14 protein-coding genes and 1 pseudogene are annotated in these 18,051 nt (G+C 66.8%); 13 read left to right on the top strand and 2 right to left on the bottom strand.

What is annotated here, in order from left to right; all coding sequences use genetic code 11:
* Positions 1-1,096: 1,096 nt before the first annotated feature.
* Positions 1,097-2,305: a hypothetical protein gene (locus AC1D2E_RS21445; RefSeq protein WP_478199265.1), complete on the top strand. Its 1,209-nt coding sequence runs from the start codon at positions 1,097-1,099 to the stop codon at positions 2,303-2,305.
* An 82-nt stretch (positions 2,306-2,387) separates the two neighbouring features.
* On the opposite strand, the gene AC1D2E_RS21440 is transcribed toward AC1D2E_RS21445, so the two are convergent.
* Positions 2,388-2,744, bottom strand: coding sequence for a terminase gpA endonuclease subunit (locus tag AC1D2E_RS21440; protein WP_478199264.1), 357 nt, complete (start codon positions 2,742-2,744; stop codon positions 2,388-2,390).
* Between the two features lie 38 nt (positions 2,745-2,782).
* On the opposite strand from AC1D2E_RS21440, the pseudogene AC1D2E_RS21435 reads away from it, so the two are divergent.
* Positions 2,783-3,036: pseudogene (locus tag AC1D2E_RS21435) on the top strand (helix-turn-helix domain-containing protein); the annotation flags it as partial.
* 96 nt (positions 3,037-3,132) lie between these two features.
* Here the strand turns inward: AC1D2E_RS21435 and dusA are convergent.
* Positions 3,133-4,110, bottom strand: coding sequence for a tRNA dihydrouridine(20/20a) synthase DusA (gene dusA, locus AC1D2E_RS21430; RefSeq protein ID WP_478199263.1), 978 nt, complete (start codon positions 4,108-4,110; stop codon positions 3,133-3,135).
* 125 nt (positions 4,111-4,235) lie between these two features.
* Here dusA and AC1D2E_RS21425 point away from each other — a divergent pair, with 125 nt between their 5' ends.
* From AC1D2E_RS21425 to AC1D2E_RS21375, 11 genes are all read left to right on the top strand, one after another.
* Positions 4,236-6,053 (top strand): hypothetical protein, encoded by a 1,818-nt coding sequence (locus tag AC1D2E_RS21425; protein ID WP_478199262.1) that lies wholly within the window; start codon positions 4,236-4,238, stop codon positions 6,051-6,053.
* A 109-nt stretch (positions 6,054-6,162) separates the two neighbouring features.
* Complete coding sequence (locus AC1D2E_RS21420) at positions 6,163-7,431, top strand: MFS transporter (RefSeq protein WP_478199261.1); 1,269 nt, start codon at positions 6,163-6,165, stop codon at positions 7,429-7,431.
* Between the two features lie 38 nt (positions 7,432-7,469).
* Positions 7,470-8,633, top strand: a complete 1,164-nt coding sequence (locus AC1D2E_RS21415) for an MFS transporter (protein ID WP_478199266.1) — start codon at positions 7,470-7,472, stop codon at positions 8,631-8,633.
* 229 nt (positions 8,634-8,862) lie between these two features.
* Positions 8,863-10,170 carry an ABC transporter substrate-binding protein gene (locus tag AC1D2E_RS21410; RefSeq protein WP_478199260.1) on the top strand — a complete coding sequence of 436 codons (1,308 nt, stop codon included), beginning with the start codon at positions 8,863-8,865 and terminating at the stop codon, positions 10,168-10,170.
* A gap of 38 nt (positions 10,171-10,208) precedes the next feature.
* Positions 10,209-11,066 (top strand): carbohydrate ABC transporter permease, encoded by an 858-nt coding sequence (locus AC1D2E_RS21405; RefSeq protein ID WP_478199259.1) that lies wholly within the window; start codon positions 10,209-10,211, stop codon positions 11,064-11,066.
* A 10-nt stretch (positions 11,067-11,076) separates the two neighbouring features.
* Positions 11,077-11,901 carry a carbohydrate ABC transporter permease gene (locus AC1D2E_RS21400; protein ID WP_478199258.1) on the top strand — a complete coding sequence of 275 codons (825 nt, stop codon included), beginning with the start codon at positions 11,077-11,079 and terminating at the stop codon, positions 11,899-11,901.
* Positions 11,902-12,070: 169 nt separating this feature from the next.
* Complete coding sequence (locus AC1D2E_RS21395; protein WP_478199257.1) at positions 12,071-13,102, top strand: ABC transporter ATP-binding protein; 1,032 nt, start codon at positions 12,071-12,073, stop codon at positions 13,100-13,102.
* Between the two features lie 14 nt (positions 13,103-13,116).
* Positions 13,117-14,544: a D-arabinitol 4-dehydrogenase gene (gene dalD, locus AC1D2E_RS21390; RefSeq protein ID WP_478199256.1), complete on the top strand. Its 1,428-nt coding sequence runs from the start codon at positions 13,117-13,119 to the stop codon at positions 14,542-14,544.
* 27 nt (positions 14,545-14,571) lie between these two features.
* Positions 14,572-15,513, top strand: coding sequence for an AraC family transcriptional regulator (locus AC1D2E_RS21385; protein ID WP_478171789.1), 942 nt, complete (start codon positions 14,572-14,574; stop codon positions 15,511-15,513).
* Positions 15,514-15,605: 92 nt separating this feature from the next.
* Positions 15,606-17,072 (top strand): xylulokinase, encoded by a 1,467-nt coding sequence (xylB, locus tag AC1D2E_RS21380; RefSeq protein ID WP_478199255.1) that lies wholly within the window; start codon positions 15,606-15,608, stop codon positions 17,070-17,072.
* A gap of 52 nt (positions 17,073-17,124) precedes the next feature.
* On the top strand, positions 17,125-18,042 hold the full coding sequence (locus AC1D2E_RS21375) for a LysR family transcriptional regulator (RefSeq protein WP_478199254.1): 918 nt from the start codon (positions 17,125-17,127) through the stop codon (positions 18,040-18,042).
* Positions 18,043-18,051: the final 9 nt, after the last annotated feature.

Below are 18,051 nucleotides of genomic sequence, written 5' to 3'. Positions count from 1 at the left end.
GATTGACACATCACAGACAAAAAAAGACCCTCGACGAGTTTTACCTATCGCAGGCAAAACAACAAAAATCAACCAGAGGGAAAAATGAATTCTTTTGTACGATACCTGCTCTCGATAGCCTTGTTCTGCGCGGCAAATTTGAGTAGTGCTGCCAATCTATCGCCGGGCTACACGATATTTCCGGGTCAAGGCATTTACTCGAACGACGGTCGATATCTCCTCACCATGCAGGGCGACGGCAATCTCGTGTACTACAGGACCGCCGATTGGGCCGTGCGGTGGGCAAGTTACACGAACGGTCGTGGAGGGTACGCGGCACCAATGCAAGGCGACGGAAATTTTGTTGTATACAACAGCGGCTGGGCACCGCTTTGGAACTCCGTCACTCAAAACCACCCAGGCGCCTATCTCGCGGCGCAGGACGATGGCAATCTTGTCATTTACTGGAACGGACAGGCATTGTGGAATATTGGCGTTGATCCCGATTTGAGCAAGCCGGAGCCAAGACAAGCAGGGGACGTGGTCGGCCGCACACTTGCGAGTTTTATTGCCTTCCCCGGGCATCTCGGTTATTACGATGGAAGCAATATCTATCAAGTGATGAACGAACCGCAGGTCGTTCAGTACGTGACAGTCGGCAATTTCAAAGCAACAGTGGCATCACAAGGACCTGCTGCCTATTGGGGCGCAGGCTACCCGAACATCCCGCATTTTTATGTCAAGGGCTGTTTCGAGACCGACTGCACCTACAATGCAGGCCAAGTGCGGGACAACCGCAGCGCCATGAATTACCGTGCACTCCAGATTTACAGGCTGGGTGCAACCTACACGCTCTCAACCTCAGCAACGATCGCCTTACCGAGAACGGCGACGACAGGCGCGCGGCCTGGGAATTATCGTTGCGACACCTACGTGCTCGACATCTACACCCTCTTCAATGCTGGTGGGCAAACGGACATAAATGGAAACCCATTTCAAGTCGCGACACCCGACTCGCCATACGAACGATGGAATACATTCATAACATCTACCGTGCGGCAAAACATCATTCCGACAGTTGTCTTCCAGCTTCTGAAGACTTTCAGGGGATRATCCGATGAAAAAAATTCAATTGTCCTTGGTCGGAATATGTCTTGCTGCAGCAGCTCTCGCTCTTTATTACAATTACGCGCCGGAAACAGCGCACCACGGCATCTCAGGAACACCAGCTGAAGCTCCGGCCCCAAGTGTCACTCGTCGGACGGACGGCGCTGCCGAGTATCAAACTAATCTGTCGATTACGGCTTCGAATATCGACGAGCAGAATCCTCTGCGCTCGTATAAGCCTGGGTCCGGCGTAACGGGGCGAATTGCGCTGGAGAACATGTATGCAAAAGGAATTCCGGCGACCGCGCAATCGGCAAGACTCGCCCTCGATCTACTGCGAAGCGAGAAATTGACTGACGATGAAAAAATCGCAATGACCGCGATTCTTTTTGGGCTCTACAACCGGGAAAATACATCCGGCGCAAACTTGGATATCGCGCTCGAATTGAAAAATCTCGCCGCCATCCAAAACAAGCAAATCGCAGCCAATGCCGCAATGTATTATGCAAGATTGGAATATCTACCAGGCACCGAATACGTACTGAAGGATGCGATGAAAAGCGGAGCGTTGAACACAGACTCGTACTTTCGCGAGCTAGCTCATCTCATTCCCAGCGCGCCAGCAGAAAAGCAAAGGGAATTTCTCGCTGAAATTCGCGAGTCTTCGAATCAACTCGCTTCAGACATTCTTGCCGCGGCACTCAATAGCGGGAAGGACTACAACGCTGCGCCTTTCCTGAAGTCTTCCGAAGACATGGCCAAGCTACTCCGGGACACCGAACCACAATTCGACAAAGCGGTCGGCCTGTATGGCGGGGTGGATGCCCTGCGCTATGCGGAGTGGGTTCACGCGAGCGCCGCGATCGAGAGTCAGCAGACTGGGCGCAGCGTTGATGACATCATCGTTGCCAAGTTGAGCGAACCGGGCACTGATCCACGCAAGATCATGGCCTATCTGTCCTCGCCCGAAGCGATGCCGCTGCTCGCGGAAGCCGCGCCAGATTCAGCGGTGCAGAAGTTGGCGGCCGCCGCCCGGCTTCAGTCCAACCAGAATCCGCGGAACAGCTACATGGCGCAACTCGCGGACCAGATCGAGGCGCGCATGAAGAACCCACCACCTGCGACTCCCAAGCCCATGTTCACGCCACCCACGGGGCCGGTGTTACCTCCAACGCCAACACCACATGCGCCGCGGACCATGCCGCGGCAGCCCTCTTAGTAGCCTTCTAAGAGCCGACCTGGAGGGAGTGAACAATCGCAACCACCGTAGCCGTTTGAGGAAGCGACTGCGGGGCGATGCCTCACGCGAGGTACCTGCGCTGCGCAGGCATCGGCACCACCGGCGCAGCGCGCGTCACCACCGACTGCACCCGGGCGGCGGGAACATCGACCGCGTCGGCTCTCTCTTCGATCGCCGCATCCGACGCCACTTCCGCAACAGCAATTGGAACGGGCTCGAAGAACGGCAGCTCCCTGTGCGCCATGGCGAGCACCTCGAGGTTGACGCGCCTCTCCGAGACCAACCCCTGATAGGCGGCCCAGGCATAGACCCGCCCATCCAATGCCTCGTTGCGCGCGCCCTTGGGACATTTCCATGTCCGCACCATCTGCCCCTTTTCGTTGAAGGTCGTCACACGCCGCTCGACCGTGAGTTGCACGAACCATGAGTCGTCGTAGTCATGCGGGAAATGACAAACAGCTCATCGAGCAACGCATTGGCATTCGGCTGCCGGTGCAAACGATGGGCTGCACCTGGCGCGTTGGGGATTCACGCCGCAAGAGCCCTTGAAGAAGGCCTATGAGCGATCGCGCCACGCCCTATCGGTGATTTCCAACGCCGATCTCAAGCAGGCGGTCACGAAGCTCGCGACGGCGCGCACCAAGCTGCAACTGGTCAAGGCGACGGCCCAACATCTACGCGGCGTTCAGCGTCAACCGCAACGAAGCTAGAGCGACTTCCAGCAGGAGCCGGTTCGATATGCCGCTTGATTCAAGTTGGATCGTGCCGGGTCAATAGGCTCGAAAGCCCACGCGGCCCGTCCTCGCCTATGCGGCTTCGGCAGCGGGCTCGTGCGCCAGCGCCATCACTTCGTGCGGCTGCAGCGTCTTGAGCTTGTGGTCGCTCCACACCTGCCGCCAGCGGCGGGCGCCGGCCAGGCCGTTGCGCAGGCCCAGCATGTGGCGCGCGATGTTCGACCACGGCGTGCCGTGCTCGGCCGCTTCGCGGGCCATGTAATCGCACATCCGCAGCTCGACCTCTTCACGCGTCAGCAGCGACGGCGGCTCGCCGTAGAAAACCGCGTCCCACTCGGCCAGCCACCAGGGGTTGTGATAGGCCTCGCGGCCGACCATCACGCCGTCGAGCAGGCGCAGGTGCGCGTGCATCGCGGCGTTGTCCGCAAAGCCCCCGTTGATCGAGAAGGCCAGCGCCGGGAAGTCGTGCTTGAGCCGATGCACCAGCTCGTAGCGCAGCGGTGGCACCTCGCGGTTCTGCTTCGGCGACAGACCCTTGAGCCAGGCATTGCGGGCATGGACGATGAAGGTGCCGCAGCCGGCGTCGCTGACCTTGCCGACGAAGTCGCGGACGAACTCGTAGCTCTCGATCTTGTCGATGCCGATGCGGTGCTTGACCGTGACCGGCAGGTCGACGACATCGACCATCGCCTTCACGCAGTCGGCCACCAGCTGTGGCTCGTTCATGAGGCAGGCACCGAAGGCGCCGCGCTGCACGCGCTCGCTCGGGCAGCCGCAGTTGATGTTGATCTCGTCGTAGCCCCATTCCTCGCCGAGCCTGGCGCAGTGGGCCAGGTCGGCGGGCTCGCTGCCGCCGAGCTGCAACGCGACCGGGTGCTCCTCGGCGTTGAAGCGGAGGTGCCGCGGCACGTCGCCGTGGATCAGCGCGCCGGTGGTCACCATCTCGGTGTAGAGCAGCGCGCGTCGGGTCAGCAGCCGATGGAAGTAGCGGCAATGGCGGTCGGTCCAATCCATCATGGGAGCGACGGAGAGGATCTTTTCTGCTTTCAATGAACGGACCCCGGATGTGGCGAGCGGCGAATTTTGCCATCCGAAGGCCTTGTATTGCACACCATCGCTCAGCAAAAGGCCTGCGCCGTGCGGTGTGGAGGCTGCGACTTCTATCATCGTGTCCCATGCCCGTTTCCAAATTTCAGACGCTCGATGTCCTCAAGCGTGCCCACCTCGTCAGCGCGCTCACGTTCGCGATCGACGCTCTGACGAATGCGGCTGTCGCCGCGACAGCGCCTGCGAAGCCCACGGTAGCCGGCACCGGGCCCGGCCGTGCGGGCCAACCCGCGGCGGCTGCGCCCGCGGCCCGCTACTTCCCGGCCGCCGCGCATGTGGTGAGCCCCGGCGAGGACCTGCAGGCGGCGCTCGACCAGCATCGCGTGGTGCGGCTGGGCGAGGGCACCTACCGCAATTGCACGCTGCGTTCGGGCCAGCACCTGCGCGGGTCCACGCCCAAGACGCGCATCGAGCGCCTGACCATCGAACCGGGCTCGCACGACTTCTCCGTTCTCGGGGTCAGCGGCAACGTCGTATTCCCGCCCTCGCAGGCAGTCACCCGCGATGGCCTGGTGGGCGCCAAGTTCGGCGGCGTTGTCGGCCGTGGGGCGGCGCTGGAACGCATGGTCTTCTTTGCCTGCGTCGAGGGTGGCAGCGACTTCCGCGACAGCCGCGTCAAGGACTGCACCTGGGTGCACGAGCAAAGCCATGATGGCGGCTGGCAGAGCGATCACCCGATCTTCGCGCTCTCCGGCCCGGGCAGCGGCAACGTCATCGTGGCCTTCAACGCGCTCAGCGCGAGGCGCATGCCGCTGTCGGTGGCCAACCAGCGCTCTTTCACGCTCATCGGCTTCGACGAGGAAACCTACAAGGCGCATGACGACGGCGGCCCGAGCATATTGCTGCGGCAGAGCCCCGGCGCAACCCTGGTGGGCGTGGGCGGCTATCCGCGCGATTCCGACGGCCTGGACAGCGACAGTACCGACACCATGGTGATCCTGAGCGACCAGAATTCGGACGCCGGCAGGCGCCTGGCCAGGCTGGGCGCCGGTGGCGCCGTCGTGCGCAGCGCGCGCTATGCCCGGTCCGCGGGCCTGCCCAACCAGGACGCACCGCCACCTGGCGTGGCCGTGCTGGCCGCCTGGCAGCGCCCGCCGGTCATCGTGCCGGCGCCCAGGCATGACGGCGCACTGGGCGACGATACGCAGCAACTGCAGCGCATGCTGGATGGCGGCGGCGTGGTGGTGCTCGAACCGCGCGCCTACGGCGTGCGTGGCACCTTGCGCATCAAGCCGGGCGACTCGCTCGCAGGGACCTGGGGCCAGACCACCCTGGTCGCCTCGGGGGACTTCCCGATCCTGAAAATCGACGGGTCCGGTTCCGCGCCGGTCAACCTTTACGACCTCCAGTTCCAGGGCGGCAGCGTCGGGCTGTATCTGACGGTCCCGGGCCTGCAGCTCACCACCTTCTGCTGGTACGGGGTCACCTTCCGTGGCCAATCGAAGGCCGCTGTGCACATCGACAACGCCTATGCGCTCGACAACGGCGGCGTGGCGCGCTGCGCCTTCATCGATTGCGCCGCGGGGATCCTGCAGACGCCGGGCGACGGGCCGCGGATCGACGCCAACCCGAGCCTTTGCTACATCGACAAATTCCATTCGTGGCAGTGCCTCTTCGAGAACTGCGGTCGTCCGCTGGACCTGCGCATCAAACGCGCCGACAACATGATTTCCTGGACGCAATGCACCTTCCGCAACAACCGCGCGGCGCCTTTCATCGATGGCGGTGCGAACTACCCGCTCTTCGTGGGCTGCCAATTCATCGGCGCGGGTTCCGATGGCAAGGCGATCGACAGTGCTTCGGCGACCACGGTCGTCGCGCGTTGCTTCTTCGAAGGCGCGCACGGCCTGGGCAACAACCTCGCGCTGAACTGCGAGTTCGGCTGAACCCTGTTGCCGGGCCTTCACCCGGAAGACAGCGCGCCAGCGCCGCCGCGCCGGAAATGCTAAGGTCGCCGCACAGGGTTAACCCTCAACTCACCTCGACCCCCTCCCCGTGCCTCTTCCCAATGCTCCCGTCCGTGGCGGGCAGTCGGCCCCGGCCGTGCCCGCCGCGGCTGCCGGCCTGTCCCCCGCGCTCACGCTGCTGTTCGCGGTGGCCTGCGGCTTGTGCGTCGCCAACATCTACTTCGCCCAACCGCTGATCGGCCCGATCGCGGCCTCGCTGCAGATGCATGCCGGCCTGGCCGGACTGATCATGGCGCTGACCCAGCTCGGCTATGGCGCCGGGCTGCTGTTCCTGGTGCCGCTGGCCGACGTGGTGGAGAACCGGCGGCTGATCCTGGCGGCCATGGCCGGGGCCGTGCTGGGCCTGGTCGGCATCGCGCTGTCGAACTCGGCCCTCGCCTTCCTGGCGGCGTCCTTCCTGGTCGGCAGCTGCGCCGTCGCGGCCCAGGTGCTGGTGCCGCTGGCCTCCCACCTGGTGGCCGATGCGACCCGCGGCAAGGTGGTCGGCAACATCATGGCCGGGCTGCTGGCCGGGATCATGCTGGCGCGGCCTTTTTCCAGCCTTGTGGCCTCGGCCTTCAACTGGCGCGCGGTGTTCGCGATCTCGGCCCTGCTGATGGCGCTGCTGGCGCTGGTGCTGTGGCGCGCTCTGCCCCGGCGCCACCCGCATGGCTCGATCGGCTACGCACGCACCCTGGCCTCGCTGCCGGGCATGGTCCGGCGCATCCCCCTGCTGCGCCGCCGTGCGGTCTACCAAGGATTGCTCTTCGCGGCCTTCCAGGCCTTCTGGACCGCAGTGCCGCTGGCGCTCGTCCATGAATTCGGCCTCGGCCAGGGCGGCATCGCGCTGTTTGCCCTGGCCGGTGCCGCCGGTGCCCTGGCCGCCCCATGGGCCGGCCGCCTGGCCGACCAGGGACGTACCCAGCCGGCCACCGGCGCCGCGATCGGCGTCGCGCTGCTCTCGTTCGGGATCGCGGCGCTCGGGTTCCGGACCCATTCGCTGGTGGCGCTGGTCGCCGCCGCGGTGCTGCTCGACGGCGCAGTGCAGCTGTGCAACGTGCTGAGCCTGCGCAGCCTCTACATGCTGGCGCCGGAACTGCGCGGTCGGCTCAACGGGCTGTTCCTGACCTCGATCTTCCTCTGCGCCGCCGTCGCCTCGGCGCTGGCGGCAGCGCTCTATGCCTTTCATGGATGGGGCGCGCTGTGCGTCCTCGGCGCGGCCTTCGGAGGCGTCGCCCTGTTGTTCTACGGCACCGAATTCAGACGAAATCCCCTGGCGCGCCCCGCCATGGCTGCGCTCCAGGACAACCCCCGATGACAGCTCCGACCGCCTCTGCGTCCAGCACTTCGCCGCGCATGCCCGCCGCCCTGCTCGCCCTGGCCGCCGCGGCCTTCGCCATCGGCACCAGCGAATTCGTCGTCATGGGACTGCTACCCGACATGGCGCTGGACCTCGGCGTCACGCTGTCGCAGGCAGGCTTGCTGGTCACCGGCTATGCGATGGGCGTGGTGGTCGGCGCGCCGGTGTTCGCGGTCGCGACCGCGCGGCTGCCGCGCAAGGCGACGCTGGTCGCACTGGCCTCCTTGTTCGTCCTCGGCAACCTGCTGTGCGCGCTGGCGCCGGACTACGGCCTGCTGATGGCGGCCCGCGTGATCACCGCGCTCGCCCACGGCACCTTCTTCGGCATCGGCTCGGTGGTGGCCGCAGGCCTGGTGCCGGCGAACCGGCGCTCGCAGGCGATCGCGCTGATGTTCACCGGCCTCACGCTGGCCAACGTGCTCGGCGTGCCGATGGGCCGGATCATCGGCGAGCATTTCGGCTGGCGCATGACCTTCGCCGCGATCGTCTTGATCGCGCTGGCTGCGGTGGCGGCCCTGGTGGCCCTGCTTCCGAGGCACATCGAGATGCAGAAGGGCAACATCCTGCGCGAGTTCACGGTATTGGCCGACCGCCGCGTGCTGCTGGCGCTGGCCACCAGCGCGCTGGCCTCGGCCAGCCTGTTCTGCGTCTTCACTTTCATCGCGCCTTTGCTGACCCAGGTCAGCGGCTTCTCGAACGCGGCCGTGGCACCGATCCTGCTGCTGCTGGGCGTCGGCCTGACGATCGGCAGCACGGTCGGCGGGCGCCTCGGCGACCAGCGGCTGGTGCCGTCGATGCTGGTGGTGCTGGGGCTCAACGCGATGGTGCTGGCGCTGCTGTATTTCGCGCTGCCTCTGAAGGCGCCCACGGTGCTGCTGATGCTGCTCTGGACCACGCTCCAGTTCGCGCTGGTGCCGCTGCTGCAAACACTGATCGTGCAGCATGCCGGCGCCGCGCCGAACCTCGCATCGACCCTGAACCAGGGGGCCTTCAACCTCGGCAACGCCGCCGGCGCGTGGATCGGCAGCGGCATGCTGGCCGCGGGCGTTCCGCTGGCCGGGCTGCCCTGGGCCAGCGCCGCCATCACGCTCGGCGCCCTGGCCCTGGCGGCCTGGAGCAGCCGGCTCGGCGGCCGCGCACCCGTCCTGCAGACCGCCTGAGCCGAGYGCTCGACAGCGGGCCGATGTCCAGTTCCGGGGAAGGCCTTCGACGGCGCCTGAACCCCCGTCACAGTGCGCGCAAATGCACTCTCAATTGCCAAAACTAGGGATGACACCGAGCATTCAATGCATCGAAGTATCGTTGCCAGCATAGGAAGTACCAAAACGGGAAATTGATGTCTCCACAATCGGTGCACGGCGACCCCTCGTCGATCACAAGGAGACATCCATGAAGCGTTTTCTCAAGGCGGGCCTGGCGCTCGCAATGGCCGGTGCAGGCTGGGCCCATGCCGCGACCGAACTGGTGATCGCGACCGTGAACAACGGCCACATGATCGAGATGCAGAAGCTGRCGCCCTTCTTCGAGAAGGCCAACCCCGACATCAAGCTCAAGTGGGTCACGCTGGAAGARGGCACGCTGCGCCAGCGCGTGACCACCGACATCGCCACCAAGGGCGGCCAGTTCGACGTCATGACGATCGGCATGTACGAGACGCCGATCTGGGCCAAGAAGGGCTGGCTGCTTCCGATCGCCACCGACGCTGCCTACGACGTCGACGACCTGCTGCCGGCGATGCGCAACGGCCTGTCGGCCGACGGCAAGCTCTACGCCTCGCCCTTCTACGGCGAGAGCTCGATGCTGATGTACCGAAAGGACCTGGCCGACAAGGTGGGCTTCAAGATGCCAGACCAGCCGACCTGGGCCCAGGTGAAGGAGCTCGCGGGCAAGATCCACGACCCGAAGGCAGGCGTCTACGGCATGTGCCTGCGCGGCAAGCCGGGCTGGGGCGACAACATGGCGCTGCTGACGACCATGGTCAATACCAACGGCGGCCAGTGGTTCGACATGGCCTGGAAGCCGCAGATCGACAGCAAGCCCTGGCATGACGCGATCGGCTTCTACGTCGACCTCATGAAGGCCTACGGCCCGCCCGGCGCCTCGGCCAACAGCTTCAACGAGAACCTGGCGCTGTTCAACGAAGGCAAGTGCGGCATGTGGGTCGACGCCACCATCGCGGCCTCCTTCGTGAGCGATCCGAAGCAGTCCAAGGTGGCCGACAAGGTGGCCTTCGCGCAGGCACCGGTGGCGGTCACGCCCAAGGGCGCGAACTGGCTGTGGGCCTGGGCGCTGGCGATCCCGGCCGGCTCGCAGAAGGTCGACGCGGCGCAGACCTTCGTCAAGTGGGCAACCTCCAAGGACTACATCAACCTGGTGGCCAAGGAAGAAGGCTGGGGCGCGGTGCCGACCGGCACCCGCAAGTCGACCTACGCTTCGCCCGAGTTCATGAAGGCGGCGCGCTTCGCCGAAGCCGAAAAGAAGGCCATCGACAGCGCCAATGCCAGCGACAGCACGCTGCCCAAGTCGCCTTACGTCGGCGTGCAGTATGCGGCGATCCCCGAGTTCCAGGCCATCGGCGTGGCGGTCGGCCAGCAGATGAGCGCGGCACTGTCGGGCAAGGTCACGGTCGACCAGGCGCTGAAGACCTCGCAGACGGCGGCTGAGCGCGAGATGAAGAAGGCGGGCTACTACAAGTAGCCGCACGGCGCCGAGAAGAACAACGGCCGGACCGCGCCATGAATCGACTCCTGCCCCGCGCGCTGATGGCGCCGGCTGTGGTCACGCTCGTCCTCTGGATGCTCGTGCCCCTGTTGATGACGATCTACTTCTCGCTCGTCAACTACAACCTGATGCAGCCGGGCGAGCGCACCTTCAACGGACTGGACAACTTCCACTACTTCGTCACCGACCCGGACTTCTGGCCGGCGGTGTGGAACACGCTGGTGCTGATCGGCAGCGTGATCGTCATCACGGTGGTGCTGGGCGTGGGGCTGGCGCTGCTGGTCAACGAGCCCTTCCCCGGCCGCGGCATCGTGCGCGTGCTTCTGATCTCGCCCTTCTTCGTCATGCCGACGGTGAACGCGCTGCTCTGGAAGCACATGATGATGAACCCGATCTACGGCGTGCTGGCCGACCTCTGGCGCGCCTTCGGCGCCGAGCCGGTCGACTGGCTGACCGACCTGCCGCTGTTCTCGGTGATCGTCATGGTGGCCTGGCAATGGCTGCCCTTCGCCTGCCTGATCTTCATCACCTCGCTGCAGTCGCTGGACCGCGAGCAGATGGAAGCCGCGCGCATGGACGGCGCCAGCGCGGTGCAGCGCTTCGGCTACCTGACGCTGCCGCACCTGGGCCGGCCGATGGCGGTGGTGATCATGATCGAGATGATTTTCCTGCTGTCGATCTTCGCCGAGATCGCCGTCACCACCAACGGCGGCCCGGGCAACGCGAGCACCAACCTCACCTACCTGATCTTCAAGCAGTCGCTGATGAACTTCGACGTCGGCGTGGCGTCGGCGGGTGCGCTGTTCGCGGTGGTGCTGGCCAACATCGTGGCCGCCTTCCTGATCCGGATCATCGGCAAGAACCTCGACTGAGGGACGACTCATGCAATCCGAAAACTTCCTCTTCCTGACGCTGCGCACGGTCGGGGCCTGGGCCGCCACCTTGCTGCTGTTCTTCCCGCTCGGCTGGCTGGTGCTGACCTCGTTCAAGACCGAGCTGCAGGCGATCCATGTGCCGCCGCTGTTCGTCTTCGAGCCGACGCTGGAGAATTTCACCGAGGTGCAGCGGCGCAGCGACTACCTGCTGTTCGCGCGCAACTCGCTGATCACCAGCGTGGGCTCGACGGTCATCGGCCTCTTGATCGCCGCGCCGGCGGCGTACTCGATGGCCTTCTTCCGCACCCGGCGCACGCGCGACATCCTGATGTGGATGCTGTCGACCAAGATGATGCCGGCAGTCGGCGCGCTGGTGCCGATCTACGTGCTGGCGCAGACCGCGGGAATGCTCGACACGCGCAGCGCGCTGACGGTGGTGTTCACGCTGTCGAACCTGCCGATCATGGTCTGGATGCTCTATTCGGCCTACAAGGACATCCCGAACGAGATCCTCGAGGCCGCGCGCATGGACGGCGCCAGCCTGTGGACCGAATTCCGCCACGTGGTGCTGCCGCTGTCGGTCGGCGGACTCGCATCGACCGGCCTGCTGTGCCTGGTGCTGAGCTGGAACGAGGCCTTCTGGGCGCTCAACCTGAGCTCGGCCAAGGCCGGCACGCTGGCCACGCTGATGGCTTCCTACTCGAGCCCCGAGGGCCTGTTCTGGGCCAAGCTGTCCGCGGCGTCGCTGATGGCCATCGCGCCGATCGTGGTGTTCGGCTGGTTCAGCCAGAAGCAACTGGTCCAGGGCCTGACCTTCGGCGCCGTGAAATGAGCTCGCCCCCAGGTTGGCTCACTTCGTGTAGCCGCCCACCCCCTACCGGGGGCGCCGCCAGCGGCCCGGCAAAGCCGGTTCCGCGGCAGCCCACGAAAAGGCATCGCGTCTCAGGCACCGCGCCAACATCGCTGCAGGGCCTCTCGATCAATCTTCAAGGAGTCATTTGATGGCCTACCTCCAGCTCGACAACATCAAGAAGAGTTTCGGCGACGCCCACATCATCAAGGGCGTCAATCTCGAGATCGACAAGGGCGAGTTCATCGTCTTCGTCGGCCCCTCGGGCTGCGGCAAGTCGACCCTGCTGCGGCTGATCGCGGGGCTCGAGCCGATCACCAGCGGCCGCCTCTCGCTCGACGGCAAGGACATCACGAACACGCCGTCTGGCAAGCGCGACCTGGCGATGGTGTTCCAGAGCTATGCGCTCTATCCGCACATGAGCGTGTACGACAACATGTCCTTCGCGCTCAAGCTCGCGAAGGTGTCGAAGGACGTGATCAGGACCAAGGTCGAGTACGCGGCCAGGACGCTGAACCTCACCGACTACCTGAACCGCACGCCGAAGGAGCTTTCGGGCGGCCAGCGGCAGCGGGTGGCGATCGGTCGTGCCATCGTGCGGGCGCCGAAGGTGTTCCTGTTCGACGAGCCGCTGTCCAATCTCGATGCCGCGCTGCGCGGCAACACCCGGGTCGAGATCCACAAGCTGCACCGCGCGCTCGGCGCCACCAGCATCTACGTCACGCACGACCAGGTCGAGGCGATGACGCTGGCCGACCGCGTGGTGGTGCTGCGCGACGGCCTGATCGAGCAGGTCGGCACGCCGATGGACCTCTACGACCGGCCGGCCAACCAGTTCGTCGCCCAGTTCATCGGCATGCCTTCGATGAACATGGTCGAGGCCAAGGCGATCCCGAGTTTCTCGGTGCTGACCGGCGGCCGGCTGCCGGCCGATGGCTTCCTCGGCGTCAGGCCGGAGGCACTGCGCGTGCACCAGGGACAGGGCCTCGGGGCGCCGGCCCGGGTCGAACTGATCGAGGCGCTCGGGGCCGACACGCTGATCCACATCGACGTCGGCGGCGTGCCGCTGGTGGCGCGGCAGAACGAGCGCACCGCGCTGCAGGCCGGCGACGCGGTGAGCGTCGAGCTCGACCCTTCGGTGCTGCATTTCTTCAATCGCGAAGGCCGGACGGTCAGCGCCTGACAGGGACCAGCGCCATGACTTCCCCCATCTCTTCCGGCCTGGTGGTGCTGCACCTCGGGCTCGGCTCCTTCCATCGCGCGCACCAGGCCGCCTACCTGCAACAGCTGATCGACACCGGCGACACGCGCTGGTCGATCACCGGCGCCAMCCTGCGGCCCGACATGGCCGAGATCGAAGCCGCCTTGCGCGCGCAAGGCGGCCGCTACACGCTGGAGACGGTATCCCCGGCCGGTGACTGCCGCTACCAGCGCATCGAGGCGATCCGCGAGGTCCTGGCCTACGACCCGAGCCTGGCCGCGGTGATCGCGCGCGGTGCCGAAGCGCGCACCCGGATCGTCTCGTTCACGGTGACCGAGGCCGGCTACTACCTCGACCCGCACGATCGGCTCGACCTCGGCGCCAGCGATCTTGCCGCCGACCTCGAGCGCGCACGCCGGGGCCTGGCGGGCTCGACCATCTACGGCGCGGTCAGCGCGATCCTGCGCGCCAGGCGCCTCGCCGGCGCAGGGCCGGTGACGCTGCTCAACTGCGACAACCTGCGCCACAACGGCGAGCGTTTTCGCAAGGGCCTGCTCGAGTTCATCGAGCGCGCCGGCGACCGCGACCTGCTGGACTGGGTGCGCAGCAGCACCCGCAGCCCGAACGCGATGGTCGACCGCATCACGCCCCGGCCGCCGCCCGAGCTGCGCCAGCGGGTGCGCGACGCCACCGGCTGGGACGACGCCGCCCCGGTGACCGGCGAGAGCTTCATCCAGTGGGTGATCGAGGACGACTTCGCGAACGGCCGACCCGCGTGGGAGAAAGTCGGCGTGCAGCTGGTCGATTCGGTCGCGCCCTACGAGGAAGCGAAGATCCGGATCCTCAACGCCAGCCACAGCTGCATCGCCTGGGCCGGCACGCTGGCCGGGCTGCAGTACATCCATGAAGGCACCCAGCGCACGGCGATCCGGCGCATGGCCTTCGACTACGTCACGGACGACGTCATCCCTTGCCTGGACCGTCCGGGCCAGCCGAGCCCGGTCGACCTGCCCGCCTACCGCGACGTGGTGCTCGAGCGCTTCGGCAATCCGGCGATCCGCGACACCAACCAGCGCGTGGCGATGGATGGCTTCTCGAAGATCCCGGGTTTCATCGCCCCGACCGTGCGCGAACGGCTGGCCCGCGGCGAAAGCATCGCCAGCGTCGCGCTGCTGCCGGCCCTGTTCCTGGCCTTCCTGCAGCGCTGGCACCAGGGCACGCTGCCCTACGCCTACCAGGACCAGGGCATGGACGAGGCGGCGGCGCATGCCATCTGCGCCGCCGCCGACCCGGTGGCGGCGCTGGGGGCGGACCGCGGCTTGTGGGGCGACGCCGCCGGGGATCCGCGGCTGGTCGACGCGCTGCGCGGCGCCAGCGTGCGGGTCCGGCAGTTCAATGTCGACGGTGGTAACGTCACGAGCTGAAAGAGGTTCAGGGGAAAGGACCGTCGCATGACATCGCTGCGCCAACGCCATCTGCCCCGCGATCGAAAGCCCGAGCTCGAGCGCGAGATCGCGCGCTCGCCCTCGCTGGGCTATGAAGCGCCCGAGGACACCGGCCTGGTGCGCTGCCTGGCGCACGGCTTCCCGAGTCCGCTGGTGCGCTGGCATTTCCACGAGGAATACGAACTCCACCTGATCACCGAGACCTCGGGCCGGGCCTTCGTCGGCGACTGGATCGGGCCCTTCCATCCCGGCCACCTGGTGCTGTGCGGGCCTCGCCTGCCGCACAACTGGATCTCGCTCGACGTCCCCGAAGGCGGCGCGACCGGCCGCGACCGCGTGATCCAGTTCCGCCACGATCCGATCGAGCGCGCCGCGGCCGAGATCCCCGAGCTGCGCGAAGCGCTGCAGCTGCTCGGCCGGGCCCGCCACGGCATCGAGTTCTTCGGTTTCGAGGAGCGAGCGCTGGCGCACTGGGACGCGATCAAGGCCGCCCGCGGCCTGCAGCGCCTCGCGCTCTTCCTCGGGTACCTGGCCGAGCTGGCGCGCTGCAGCGACTACCGCCTGCTGTCGAACGTGCAGATGCAGGGCGTCGAGGGCGATGCCGAGGTCGACCAGGTCAACGCCATCGTCAACCGCATCACCTCGAACCTCGCGGAGCCGGTGGCGATGGCCGACATCGCCAGCGAACTCGGCATGAGCGAGAGTCGCTTCAGCCGCTTCTTCAAGCGCTCGACCGGCAACAGCTTCACCGATTTCGTCAACCGCGTGCGCATCAACAGCGCCTGCCACCTGCTGATGCAGACCGACCACTACGTGACCGACATCTGCTACCAGGTCGGCTTCAACAACGTCGCCAACTTCAACCGCCGCTTCCTCGAGATCAAGGGCATGACGCCGACCGAGTTCCGCCGGCAAAGCGACAGCCGCTTCGGCAGCCTGGTGCCATGAGCCCCCACGCTCCGTCACTTCGTGTACTCGCTGCCCCCCGAGGGGGCCGCAGGCCGCCTTGGGGCGGCCCGGCGCCGGCCTGATCATTCGCCATGTACCTCGGACTGGATCTCGGAACCTCGGAGCTCAAGGCGCTGCTGCTCGACCGCGAGCACCGCATCATCGCCCTCGCGCGCGCGCCGCTGACGGTCAGCCGGCCGGCGCCGCTGTGGTCCGAGCAGGCGCCAGCGCAGTGGTGGACGGCGCTCGAGTCGGTGATGGCGTCGCTGCGGGAGGGTCATGCCGAATCGCTGGGCGCGGTGCGCGCGATCGGCTTGTCCGGCCAGATGCACGGTGCGGTCGCGATCGATGCGGCCGGCGAGGTGCTGCGCCCGGCGATCCTCTGGAACGACGGCCGCAGCGCCGCCCAGTGCGAAGAATTGGCGGCGCGGGTGCCACGACTCGCGGCCATCGCAGGCAACCTCGCGATGCCCGGCTTCACCGCGCCCAAGCTGCTCTGGATGCGCACCCACGAGCCGGCCCTGTTCGCACGCACGGCCTGCGTGCTGCTGCCCAAGGACTGGCTGCGCTTCATGCTGAGCGGCACGCTCGCCAGCGACATGTCGGACGCCTCGGGCACGCTGTGGCTGGACGTTGCGGCGCGCGACTGGTCCGATGAATTGCTGGCCGCCTGCGGGCTCGCCCGCGGGCAGATGCCCGGGCTGGTCGAAGGCAGCGCCGTGGCGGGTCGGCTCAAGCCCGAGCTGGCCGCCCGATGGGGCCTGCCGGCCGGCATTCCGATCGCCGGCGGCGCGGGCGACAACGCAGCCAGCGCGGTGGGCATGGGCCTGATCGGCGCCGGCCAGGGCTTCGTGTCGATCGGCACCTCGGGCGTCATCTTCATCGGCGGCGAACGCTTCGAGCCCAAGCCCGCGGCGGCCGTGCATGCCTTCTGCCACGCCCTGCCCGGGCGCTGGCACCAGATGTCGGTGATGCTCTCGGCCTCGAGCGCGGTGGACTGGGCGGCGCGCTGCTTCGGGCTCGGCGACGCGCCGGCGCTGCTCGCCGCGRCGGCCAGCCTCGATGCCGATGGTCGCCGGCGGGCGCCCCTGTTCCTGCCCTACCTGTCGGGTGAACGGTCGCCGCACAACGACCCACGGGCGCAGGGCGTGCTGTTCGGCCTGACCCAGGCGCATGGCCCGGCCGACATCGCCTACGCAGTGGTCGAAGGCGTCAGCTTCGGATTGCGCGACGGGCTGGACACGCTCGCCCGGCCGGCGGGCGACCTCGTGCTGGTCGGCGGCGGCGCGCGCAGCGCCTGGTGGGCGCAGTTGCTGGCCGACGTGCTCGACGTTCCACTGGCAGTCTGCGAAGGCAGCGAGGCCGGCGGCGCGGTGGGCGCGGCCCGGCTGGCCTGGCTGGCGGACGGAGGAACGGAAGCCGAAGTCTGCCGCCGGCCGCGGACGCGCGAGCGCTTCGAGCCCGGGCGCGCGCACCGGAATGCGCTGGCCGCGCGCCATGGGCGCTTCCAGGCGCTCTATGCAGCGCTGGGCCCGTCGTTTCTCGCCAGCGGCGCGTAGCCGTCCGGCCCGGCGCGGCCGCACGCTGTCAGAATCGACCGCAGGGTCCCGCATGAACACACGATTTGTCGAAGCCTTCCTTTGGGCCGCGCGGCTGGGCAGCTTCCGTGCGGCGGGCGACCGCCTGCACATCACGCAGGCGGCGGTGTCCAATCGCGTGGCCTCGCTCGAGGAAGACATCGGCGCCCGCCTGTTCGAGCGCGACCCGCGCGAACTGCGGCTGACGCCCGTGGGCGTGCGCCTGCTCGACTACGGCGAGCGGTTGCTCGAACTTCGCCGCGAGATCGTCTCGCTCGGCCGGCCGCGCGAAGACCTGCTCGGGCTGGTGCGCATCGGCGCCATCGAGACCGTGGTCCATACGTGGCTGCTGGGCTTTCTCACCAACCTGCGCTCGACCTATCCCGGCATCGAGGTGCAACTGACCTCCGAAACCACCCGCGCGCTGCATCGCGGCCTGCGCGAAGGCGCGCTCGACATCGCCCTGCAGACCGACCACATCGGCGGCGCCGGCATCGTGAGCACACCCTGCCTGCCGATGCCCATGGGCTGGGTCGGCCCGCCGACCGCCGAGCCGGCGCAGYCGGTGGAACAGCTCCTGCGCCAGCCCGTGCTCACGATGAGCCCGGGATCGCAGCCGCACGAAGCGCTCAAGAACCTCTATCGGGCCGCCGGCATTCCGCTCGGCAAGGTCCATTGCGTGAGTTCGATCTCGGCGCTGGCCCGGCTGGTCAAGGCCGGCTTCGGCAATGCGCTGGTGCCCTTGCCGCCGATCTACGAGTACGTTGCCAGCGGCGACCTGCGGATCATCGAATGCGATGCGCTGATCTCGCCGCAGCGGCTCGTCGTGAGCCATCTGGAGGCCGCCGATTCCGACGCGATCCGCCTCGTCGCGGAGTTGGCCTGCCGGGCGTCGGACCAGTTCACCTCGTCAGTCACAGCACCAAGCTGGAACCCTTCAACAGGGGATTAACCCTCAGTT

It is taken from the genome of Variovorax sp. P1_H2 (genome assembly GCF_056405295.1).
Note: the sequence above shows the minus strand (reverse complement) of the source record. Positions and strands in the feature narration are given on the sequence as shown.

Bases quoted from the DNA above. Each gene is read 5' to 3' on its own strand.
- AC1D2E_RS21445 (WP_478199265.1), top strand. From the start codon at position 1,097: ATGAAAAAAATTCAATTGTCCTTGGTCGGAATATGTCTTGCTGCAGCA.
- AC1D2E_RS21425 (WP_478199262.1), top strand. From the start codon at position 4,236: ATGCCCGTTTCCAAATTTCAGACGCTCGATGTCCTCAAGCGTGCCCAC.
- AC1D2E_RS21415 (WP_478199266.1), top strand. From the start codon at position 7,470: ATGCCCGCCGCCCTGCTCGCCCTGGCCGCCGCGGCCTTCGCCATCGGC.
- AC1D2E_RS21405 (WP_478199259.1), top strand. From the start codon at position 10,209: ATGAATCGACTCCTGCCCCGCGCGCTGATGGCGCCGGCTGTGGTCACG.
- AC1D2E_RS21400 (WP_478199258.1), top strand. From the start codon at position 11,077: ATGCAATCCGAAAACTTCCTCTTCCTGACGCTGCGCACGGTCGGGGCC.
- AC1D2E_RS21395 (WP_478199257.1), top strand. From the start codon at position 12,071: ATGGCCTACCTCCAGCTCGACAACATCAAGAAGAGTTTCGGCGACGCC.
- AC1D2E_RS21385 (WP_478171789.1), top strand. From the start codon at position 14,572: ATGACATCGCTGCGCCAACGCCATCTGCCCCGCGATCGAAAGCCCGAG.